The organism is Candidatus Eisenbacteria bacterium, from assembly GCA_016930695.1.
Classification (GTDB): Bacteria; Orphanbacterota; Orphanbacteria; order Orphanbacterales; family Orphanbacteraceae; genus JAFGGD01.
Genome location: JAFGGD010000036.1, coordinates 26,379 through 36,331, shown reverse-complemented (window position 1 = coordinate 36,331; position 9,953 = coordinate 26,379). Strand labels below are relative to the sequence as shown.

The 9,953-nt window shown below is 67.4% G+C and carries 6 protein-coding genes; all 6 read right to left on the bottom strand.

Annotated elements, in window-relative coordinates:
- Positions 1-354 precede the first annotated feature (354 nt).
- The 6 genes from JW958_09300 to JW958_09275 all read right to left on the bottom strand — a co-directional run bounded on the left by JW958_09300 (position 355) and on the right by JW958_09275 (position 9,825).
- Positions 355-2,796: a DUF3536 domain-containing protein gene (locus JW958_09300; protein MBN1826451.1), complete on the bottom strand. Its 2,442-nt coding sequence runs from the start codon at positions 2,794-2,796 to the stop codon at positions 355-357.
- The gene (locus JW958_09295) at positions 2,796-4,379 is read right to left on the bottom strand and encodes a DUF1957 domain-containing protein (protein MBN1826450.1); all 1,584 of its coding nucleotides are present in this window, start codon (positions 4,377-4,379) and stop codon (positions 2,796-2,798) included. Before JW958_09295 ends, JW958_09300 begins: the two co-directional genes overlap by 1 nt.
- Positions 4,376-5,047 carry a DUF4912 domain-containing protein gene (locus tag JW958_09290; protein MBN1826449.1) on the bottom strand — a complete coding sequence of 224 codons (672 nt, stop codon included), beginning with the start codon at positions 5,045-5,047 and terminating at the stop codon, positions 4,376-4,378. The genes JW958_09295 and JW958_09290 overlap by 4 nt, the downstream gene beginning before the upstream one ends.
- Before the next feature lie 14 nt (positions 5,048-5,061).
- Entirely contained in the window at positions 5,062-7,179 is a 2,118-nt protein-coding gene (locus JW958_09285; GenBank protein ID MBN1826448.1) for a DUF1926 domain-containing protein, read from the bottom strand.
- Between the two features lie 29 nt (positions 7,180-7,208).
- Positions 7,209-8,696 (bottom strand): glycogen synthase GlgA, encoded by a 1,488-nt coding sequence (glgA, locus tag JW958_09280; GenBank protein ID MBN1826447.1) that lies wholly within the window; start codon positions 8,694-8,696, stop codon positions 7,209-7,211.
- A gap of 223 nt (positions 8,697-8,919) precedes the next feature.
- Positions 8,920-9,825, bottom strand: a complete 906-nt coding sequence (locus JW958_09275; GenBank protein ID MBN1826446.1) for an aminotransferase class IV — start codon at positions 9,823-9,825, stop codon at positions 8,920-8,922.
- Positions 9,826-9,953: the final 128 nt, after the last annotated feature.

Sequence of the window (9,953 nt, the reverse complement as noted above, 5' to 3'; positions counted from 1 at the left end):
GTCGAGCTTATCGGGGCGGGCGGAGGTGGGTCGGCGAGCGAGAAGAGGGAGGATGCGGAAGCATCCGGACCGTGCCCCGAAGGGAGAGCCGGGGGTGGAAGGGATTCCGACACCGACACCGATACCAAACGCCCCGGACTCCGAGAGGGATTACCCGTCCGTCCTCCTTCCCCCCACCGTGCCCCGAAGGGAGAGCCGGGGGTGGAAGGAAAGGCACCCTCACCCGAACCCTCTCCCGCAAGCGGGAGAGGGAGAAAACGATTTCGATTTGGATTTGGATTTCGATACCGATCGATCTTCGAGTTCGGAGACGCGTAGGGAATGAATCGGCGGGGGGCTCGAATCCGCGATCGACTATCGCTTCCGCATGATCCCCGGCGCGAAGCCCAAACGCTCGGCGAGACGCATCGCCTCCGGCCCACCCGGCACGCCGTCCCGTATCTGATCGATCATTTCGTCCTGAAGAAAACCGAAGGGGTGCGGCGAGAGATCGATCCTCCCCGCCTCCTCCAGGAGCCGCACCGTGCGCGCCGCCCACGTCTCCGGTTCCTCGACCCGCCGCCTCCTCAGAAAACGGAGCGCCGTCACGCCGAGCACATGATCCGGTCCGGAGCGTTCCAGGTCCAGTCCGCGCCGCTTCGCCAGAGAACGCACCCGCCGCGCCTCCGCCATGTGCGGTTCCGGGTCCCCCTCCTTCTCGATCGTCTCGAAGAAGGCGCGCACCGCCCGGTCGAACTCCCTCTCCAGAAGAAGAGTACCGCTCGACCGGAAACCGGCGGGGCAGTCGATGCCGGTGCGGTCGAGAAGATCGAGCATGACGCGCACCCTTTGGAAGAAAGGCCGGTCCGGGTCCAGAATCTCCTCCACCCCATCCTCGATCAGGCGACGCGCCGGCGTCCGGCGCAGCTCCATCGGCAGCTCGTGGAGGTGAAGGATGTCGCCGCCCGTTCGTTTCGCCAGCTCGTCCAAGTCCGCCGCCTCCTCCACCATCTCCCGTGTCATGGGCGACTCCGAGACGCAGAGGAGAAAACGATTCTCCCGGTTCCGCGCGGCGAGCAGCCAACGCGCCGCCTCGACCCCTCCCACGTTTTCCCGGAAAACCGCCTCCACGAGGAGCGCGTCGAACTCCCGCGAGTTGATCTCCTCCTCCTCCCTGAGGTCGATCTCCCGACCCGCGAGAAGCCACGTGGAGAGGCTCTCTCCCAACATCCGCGCCGCCACCCACGCCGCGAGCCACTCCTTCTCGCCGGAACGCGTCTTCTCGATCCGGTCCCGGAAGATGCTCTGGCCGTCCCCCTCCTCGGGAACGTTGCTCCGAGCCGAGCGCAGCCGGCGGAGGAACCGCCCCTCCGCGGCGGCGGACGCCTCCGGGTCGATCAGGCGCGCCAGGTCGAGGGTGTGGGCGGCGAAGAGGAGGTTCTGCACCGCCTCGATCCCGGCGATGTCGTCGAAGAACCAGCCGCAACTGGTAAACATGCGGAGCGCGCCGTGGGTCATCTCCAACAGACGACACGCGCGCTCCTCCTCCGGCGGCGAGAGGGGCCGCGACGCCTCCGCTGCGAGGAAACGTTCCCAAGAAGCGCGGTTCCCCTCGAAAAGAACGTCCACGTAACGCTCCGCCGCTCCATCCGGATCGCGGAGGAGTCCCGTCGCCTCCCTGTCGAAGAGCGCGCCGAGGTCCTCCCGGAGAAGGTTCAACCCCTCCCGGAGAGGGGTGCGCCATTTCTGGTTCCAGTCCGGTTTGTGGGAGATCGAGCAGCCGCAGTCGCGGCTCCAACGACCGAGGCCGTGGCCGCAGCTCCACGCGGTCCCCTCCCCCTTCGGCCCCCCCTTCAGTTCCGCCTCCCAGGCCGGTTTCACCAGGTCCAGGAACTCGCCCGGGTTGGTCACCGTGAGGCCCAGTTCCGCGGCGATCCCGTCGAAGAGCGCGGAGAGGCACATGTCGGCAAAGGGCTCGTGGTGGCCGTACACCTCCCCGTCGGTGGAGACGTGAATCAAACGGGGCGAAAGGGCGCCGTCACCGGCGGCGACGCGCAGCTTCTCGCCGAAGGAATGGGCGTTCCGGAGAAAATGCTCGAAGCTGACCCCCGTCGAGAGGCCGGCGTCGTAGAAGAGGATGTCGATGGAGAGTTCCGGCTCCTTCGGGTCGGGGAAGAGGCGGTAGGGACGGCGGGTGTCGACGGAGCCGCTGGAGACGTCCTTCCAGTCTTTCTCCGCGCCGCCGAGCGGGCGAACCCTCTCCGCCTGATGCGGCGATAGAAGCAGAAAACGGATCCCCTCCCGGGCGAGATCCGCGGCGGTTTCGTTGTTCACCGCCGTCTCCGGAAGCCAGAGCCCCTCCGAGCGGCGGCCGTAGCGTTTCTCGAAATCGGCGAGCCCCCATCGGACCAGCGTCCGCCGGTCCTCTCGCCCGGCCAGAGGAAGAATCACGTGATGGTAGGCTTGGGCGACGGCGTTTCCGTGGCCGCCGTGCCGCTCCACGCTCGACCGGTCCGCCTCCAGGATGCGCCGGTAGGTGTCCGGGTCTTCCCTTTCGATGTAACGGAACAGCGTAGGCCCGAAATTGAAGGAGATGTTCTCCAGGTTGTTGGCGATACCGCGGATCCGCCCTTCGTTGTCGAAGAGGCGCGAGCGGGTGTTCGGCCGGTAGCACTCGGCGAGGATCCGCTCGTTCCAGTCGTGATAGGGGGCGGCGCTCTCCTGCCGGTCGATGGTGCGGAGCCACGGATTCTCCCGCGGCGGCTGGTAGAAATGACCGTGGATGATCAGATAGACCGCGTCGTCCCGCTTCGCCATCAAGCCCCTCCGGCGTAAATCCGGTAATCGATTTCCGCGAAGATGTTGTCCCGCTTCTCCATCTCACCCAGTTCCCCCTCGTCGATTCTCCCGGCGTCGATCATGCCGCTGAGCCGGAGGAAGCGCGCCGTGTGGTCCCGGGTCCGCTTCTCGGCGTAGACCGAGGCGGTTCCCATGGCGAGAAGGAAGGCCCAGTCGCTCGACTGGGCGAGGAGAAGCTCGCGGGCGGACTGGTTCAGCGCTCGGCGGGTGAGCCCGTCCGGATCCGGATGCGCGCGGGCGAGCCGCGTCATGGTTCGCTCGGCGTGGTGCAGATGGCGGTAGATCCAATCGTTCACGCCGCGCAGCCACACCTCGAAGTAACCCTTGTCCCCCCAGCTGGACGCCTCGGGAACCACGGTCTGCACTTCGCCGGCACGGTCCAGATGGTCCGAGACGCCGACGACGGAGAAATGGTCCGCCTCGTTGGCGCGGCGGATCAGCGATTCCAGGAAGAGCGGCCCTTCGAACCACCAGTGCCCGAAGAGTTCCGCGTCGAAGGCGGCGACCACCACCGGCGGTCGGCCGAGCACCTCGGTGAGTCCCCGCATCTGCTCGCGGCGGCGATTGAGGAAATGCTCGGCGTGCTCCCGTGCCGCCTGGCGCGCCCAGTCCGGCACGTAGGGCTCCTTCGCGGAAAGGTCCACCCGCCCGGTGATTCGATAGTACTTAATTCCCAAATATTTTCGGATTCCCGCGTCACCCAGGTAGGAGCGGACGTAGTGGTACTCGCCGTCGTAACCGAGGTCTCGATAGAACTCGCGATAACGGAAATCCCCCGGATACCCCTCGTCCCGGCTCCAGACCTGCCGCGAGGACTCCATGTCCCGCGCGAAGACGGCGACGCCGTTCGGGCAGCGGACCGGCGCGTGAACGGCGTAGCGCGGACGGGGCCTGCCGAAGAGGACTCCATGGGCGTCCAGGACGAACCAGTCGATCCCCTCGCCGGCGAGAAGGCGTTCGAAGCCGGGAAGGTAGGCGCATTCCGGGAGCCAGATCCCCCGCGGGCCGCGGCCGAAGTGCTTGCGATAGTTGTTCGCGCCGACGGCGATCTGGGCGCGGCGCGCCTCGTCGGTCGCCATGAGCGGGAGAAAGCCGTGGGTGGCGCCGCAGGTGAGAATCTCCAGAACGCCCCTGTCCTGCAGCTCCCGGAAGAGGCGGATCAGGCTGCCGCCGCAGCCGTCGAATACTTCCAGACAACGCCCGAAGTGGGCGTGGTACATCTCCAGCGCCGAACGGAAGTCCTCGTGGATTCGCTCCTTCTCCTTACCGAGAAGCTCGATCCGGTCCTCCAGCCCTTTACGGTAGCGCTGCTGGAGGAGAGGATCGGCGAGCATCTCCGCAAGAGGCGGCGTAACGGACATGTTGATGCAAAAAGGAACGCCGTCGTCGGCGAGGCGTCGCGTCATGTCCAGAAGCGGGATGTAGGTCTCGCTGATCGCCTCGAAAAGCCAGTCCTCCTCCAGAAAGTCGGCGTACTCCGGGTGCCGCACGAAGGGGAGGTGGCAGTGAAGAACCACAGCCAGCTCGCCGGTCCGCCTCATTCATTCTCTCCGCGCTTCACCCGCGGGTCGGCGGAGGCGCTCCAGCCGCTGCTGGTGACGCCGCTCCACGCCCAGGACCCCGGAATCCGCAATTCCCAGGAAGAGTGACTCTCCACGGTGAGCGATTCGCCCTGCCCGCCGGCGGCGGCGCCGCGCAGGATCATGCCTCCCCCCAGATCGGGCGAGAGACCGCGCCGCGGGGTGCGCACGCCGTTGGAGCGCGCGTAGGAGATGAAGGTGCCGTCCGGCAGGATCACGCCGATCTCGACCTCGTACTCGCTCTCCGACTCCACGCTCAGGTACCAGTTCCCCGACGCCGGATGGATCGCCACGTCCTCGCTCCGTCCGTGGCTCCTGTTGTGCAGGCGAAGGATCCAGCTCCTCTCGAAGAAGGCCCGGTCCCCCATCGCCTCCCGTTCGGCGCGGCTCCTCTCCCCGTCCAGCTCCCAAAAGAAGAAGAGATGCGACGGGTCACGCACCAGCGCGGTGATTCGGTCCTCTTGATAGCTCTTGGGAAGATCCGGACCGCGGTCGAGGTAGATCTCTCCCGACGGCGGCTCCGCGGGGGCCGCCTCACGCGCCGGAACGTGGCTCGAATCGCCGGAGGTCGCCGCCGGCCCGGCGTCCACCCGGACCTTCTTCCGGCCTTTCTTATCCCTTTCGCTCATGGCCCCCTCCTTTCCTACCGCGCGGGCAGGAAGAAATATCGAATCGAAATTCCCCACTCGCCGCCCGGCGGGAGGGCGACCGCCCAGCGCGGCAGGAGCAGGGTGCATTGAAAGACCTTTTCGAAGCCCCCCTCGGAGAGGGAGACCGTTTCCACCGGAAACGCCCAGGCGGGCGTCTCCTTCTCCAAGATATACCCGGCGTGGAGATCGAGCCACTCGTCCCGGGCGCCCGCCTCGCGGCAAGGTTCCAGGTCATAGCGGCCGGCGAGGGGACCCACGGGCTCCCCCTCGCGGGTTACGTTCCTGTCCGGCGCGTTTCCCGCGAGAAGCGCGTAGGCGGACTCCACGGCGAAAAGCGCCTCGATCGGATCGTCCCCCACGTTCTTCAGGACGTATCGGACGGCGAACTCCGTCTTGCCCGCCTCCAGCTCGACCGTCTTCACCATTCGCAGGGGGACGCCCCCCACGGCGCCGACGCGCTCGAAGACCGCCCGCGCCCGATTCTTCTCCCGCTCGATCCGCGCCTCGCAGGGCGCCTCGACGAAATCGCCGATCTCGGGAGGCTCCCCGCCGGAGACGCGGTCCAGGTCGGCGCCCGGGTCGAAGAAGTGTTCCACCAGGCTCTCCCGGCGGTGCGTGTCGTAGAAGAGATGGCGGTCGAGCCCCTCCTCCTTGGCGATGGAGTTCTCGTGGATGCTGACCACGCCGTTGTCGTCGCCGGTGGAGACGTGCCGCACCTCCTCATGGTAGGGCTCCGGTCTCCTGGTCATGGTGGCGGAGAGGTTGATCTCCCGGATCCGGTCGTCGACGGCGAAGGCGTGCCCGCCGCGGCGCGGATGAAGCGCCAGGGCGATCTTTTCGTTTGCGAGTCGGATCTCGGCGGCGCCGTCGAAGTCGATGTCCCTCTCCTCCGCCTCGATCCAGCTCTTCTTCCCGCCGCGCGCGGCGGCGTCGGCGAGACGCTCCGCGCGGATCAGCTTGGAGTGGATCGCCGAGCGGAGATGCGGGAGGTAGAGCCCGCCGAAGACGCCGTGCCAGTAGGCGCAGTTGCACTGGGCCCGACGCAGCTCCCTCTCCGCCTCGGCGCGGGCGTCGACCCCCTCCGGCATCGCGCGAACCCGCCGGCTCGCCTCCATCATGCGGCCGTACATCTCGCCCGACTCGGGGTACTTGGAGAGAAAGGTGCGCCAGCTCGCTCCGCGGAAGAAGGGGGCGGCGCGGCGGACCATATCCTCCCCCAGGTCGCGGCGGAGCGCTTCGAATTCGAGCCGCGCCGGCGTGGGAAGAGCCCACTCGGTCATCTCCCGATAACTCGCGTCGGGCATGTACACGCGCCCCTCGGCGGGAAGCTCCAGAGCCTCGCTCAGGCGGATCGGGCGGATCACCTCCCGGTTCTCCTCGAGAGCGTCGAAGAAGCGGGCGAGCCACCCGTCCTCGTAGACGTGCTTGTAGGTCCCCGGCCAACTGCCGAATTTCTCCGTGTCGTCGCCGTACACGAGGAGGCGCCGGCCGCCTTCATCGGCGCTCTCGGTCAGGTAGCCGATCGTTTCCTCCACCGTGCCGAAGGGGATCAGATAACGGAGCCGCTCGCTGATCGGGAAAACGCGGATCATCCGGCCCCGATCCTCGGTCATGTAGGAACCGAGGAGCTGATGGTCCCGAAGGCCGGAGAGCCGGAAGATGCTGTCGTCGATCAACGTGTACTCCAGCCCCGCTCCCGCCAGGTCGCGGACCAGCGACTGCTCCCAAACCCGCTCGGTCAGCCAGGCGCCCCGAGGCGTCGAGCCGGTTTTCTCCCGCAGATAATCGCTCATCGCGTCCAGCTGCGCGCGCCTGTCCTCATCGTCCAGCATCACCAGGATCGGCTCGCCGAAACCGCCGCCGAGGACCTCCACCTGGTCTCGCTCCACCATCGCCCGGAGCCGCTCCAGATAGGCCGGCTCGTTCGCCTCGATCCACTCGAAGAGGATGCCGCTGTAGTGGAGCGTAAAGGGGATGGAGGGGTGGCGGTCCAGCTCCTCCAGCAGCGGCCCGTAGCAATGATCGAACACCCACCGGAACACGTGGTCGAAGTTGCCGGTCGGCTGGTGCGCGTGAAGCGCCATCGCGAAACGGATCGTCTTGTCGGCCATGGCGGCCCGGTCTCCCTCTCTTCCGGCGATCAGGCGCCCGCGCCGTCGCGTCGCGTCTGAACGATTTCTTGATAAAGATTTTGGTACGCGGAAGCGCTCCGGTCCCAGGACCAATCCTGGGCCATGCCGGTCCGCGCCAGTCTCAGCCAAGCCCGCCGGTCCGCGAAGAGCGCGAAGGCGCGCTTCAGGGCGCCGGCGAGCGCCCCGGCGTCGTACTCGTCGAAACGGAAGCCCGTGGCGGTCCCGTCGGCGAGGGACTCTTCGCCCGCGTCCGTCACCGTGTCCGCCAGCCCGCCCGTCGCCCGCACCACCGGCACGGTGCCGTAGCGCAGGCTGTAGAGCTGGTTGAGGCCGCAGGGCTCGTAACGGGAGGGCATCAGGAAGATGTCCGATCCCGCCTCGATCCTGTGGGCGAGCGGGTTGTCGAAGCGGAGAAACACGCCGTAGCGCGACGGGTTCCGCTTGCCGAGACGCTCGAAGATCCGATGGTACTTCTCGTCCCCCGTGCCGAGGAGGACAAACTGGAAGCGCGCGCGCGCGAGCTTCCTGAGCGCCTCGACGGTGATGTCCAACCCCTTCTGGTCCGCCAGCCGGGTGATCATCCCCACGAGCGGGATCGACGGGTCCTCCTCGAACCCGCACTCCTTCTGCAGCGCCTTCTTGCAGCACCGCTTGCCGTCCATCTTGGCGGCGGAGTAGCGGGAGGGGATGTGCGGATCCTTCTCCGGGTTCCATACCGACGCGTCGATTCCGTTCGGTATTCCGTGGAGGCGATCCGCCCGCAGACGGAGCACGCCGTCCAGCCCGGCGCCGAACTCCTCGGTCCGGATCTCCTCGGCGTAGCGCCGGCTCACCGTGGTGAGCGCGTCGGCGAAGAGGAGCCCTCCCTTCAGGAAGTTCACGCGGCCGAAGAACTCCAAACCGCCGTGGGGCGTGTAGAGCGACTCCGGGAGGCCGGTCAGCCGCAGATCCGACGCCGGGAAAGATCCCTGATAGGCGAGATTGTGGATCGTCAGCACGGACGCCGCCCCTCCGAGAACGCCGCTCTCCCGGTACCACAGTTTCAGGTAGATCGGGAGGAGCGCCGACTGCCAGTCATTGCAGTGAACGACGTCCACCGGCTCGCCCATTCGGTGGAGAAACTCGGAGACCACCTTGCAGAAGAAGGCGAACCGTTCGCCGTTGTCGGGATAGTCCCCCTCGGGTGTGCCGTAGAGTTCCTTCCGCTCTCCGAAAAATCCGGGGTGGTCCACGAACCAGAAGGTTCCCCGTTTCTCCTTCATCGGCATCCGGTGGAGCCGCGCCGTCTCCTCGCGCCCCTCCATCGGCACCGTTACCGTAATCTCCGTCCGCTCGATCGGATATCCGCCCTCCGCGGCGATCTTGTAATAGGGAAGAATCACCGAGACCGAGTGCCCTCGCCGGGCGAGCGCCCGCGGAAGCGCGCCCGCCACGTCCGCCAAACCGCCGGTCTTGGCGAAGGGGACCACCTCCGATGAGACATAGACGATATGCATCGCGATCGCTCCGTCCTTTCCCGCCCGTCCTCCCGCAGATGAGCCGGGCCCGTGCAGCCGCGCGGTCCGGAGACCGGACCGCGTTTCGAAAGTATGCCGAAGGCTCCCCCCACCTGTCCAGGTTCTTTCCCGCGGGCGCCATCGGCGAAAGGAGGGTCGGAGCCCGCGGGAACGGCTCAAACGGTCCCGCCGGCCCGAATCGCGGCGATCGAGTTTCTCGCGGTTACTTCCGGGCCGGGGGCGTTTTCCGGAGAATCCGGTCCCGGACGCGCCGAAACGCCGGAATCAGGAGGCGGGTGACCGGGCCGGGGGCGGAGCGCGCCGGGGGGCGTCCATTCACCGCGCCGATCGGGAGGATCTCCGCGGAGGTCGCGGTGAGAAACGCCTCGTCCGCCTCGAACAGCTCGGCGAGACGGACCGTCCTCTCCTCGAGGGGAAGCCCCTCCTCGCGGACCACGCCGACCACCACCTCGCGGGTGATCCCGGGGAGAAGCCCCCGCACGGCGGGGGTGATCACGACCCCCTTCCGGACGAGAAAGACCGTGGAGGAGGTCCCTTCGGTGATGCGCGCCCCCGGTCCCCTCCCCCGGTGGAGGATCGCTTCGTGGCAGCCCTCCCGCTCCGCCCGGGAGCGGGCGAGGACGGCGGCGAGGAGGTTGGTGCTCTTCAGGTCGGTGCCTTGCCAACGCTCGTCCGGCAGGGTGAGGACCGGCGCCCCCTCGTTACGATAACGTCGGGGCAATCGAGGCAGGGGGAGCCGGACCGCGAATAGATTTCCTCGAAAGCCGGGGGAAGGCGCGAGCCGCCTCTCGCCGTCGCCGCGGGTCCACTCGACCAGCACCAGCCCACCGGGCTCGGCGCTCCGCGCCGCGAGCCCCTCGACGGCGCGGGCGACTTCCGCGGCGGTGAAGCGCACCGGAAGGCCGATGATCTCCGCCTCCCGGAAGAGACGGTCCATGTGACGATCCAGGAGGAAGACCCGCTTCCGATAGAAACGGACCACCTCGTAGAGCGCGTCGCCGAAGAGGAGCCCCCTGTCCAGCACCGGGAGGGTCGCCCGCGATTCCGAAACGAAACGTCCGTTCACCCAGAACCGTTTCCCTCCGGCGCCCTTCGATCCGCCCTGCATCGGTCCCTCCCGGGCGCGCCGCCGAAGCGGCGCGCGCAAAAAAGAAGGATACGAAATCGATGAAAGCCGCGCAAGGACGGGGGGAGACGGATCATGCGGGAGGGGTAAGTGGAGAGGGTGACGATCGC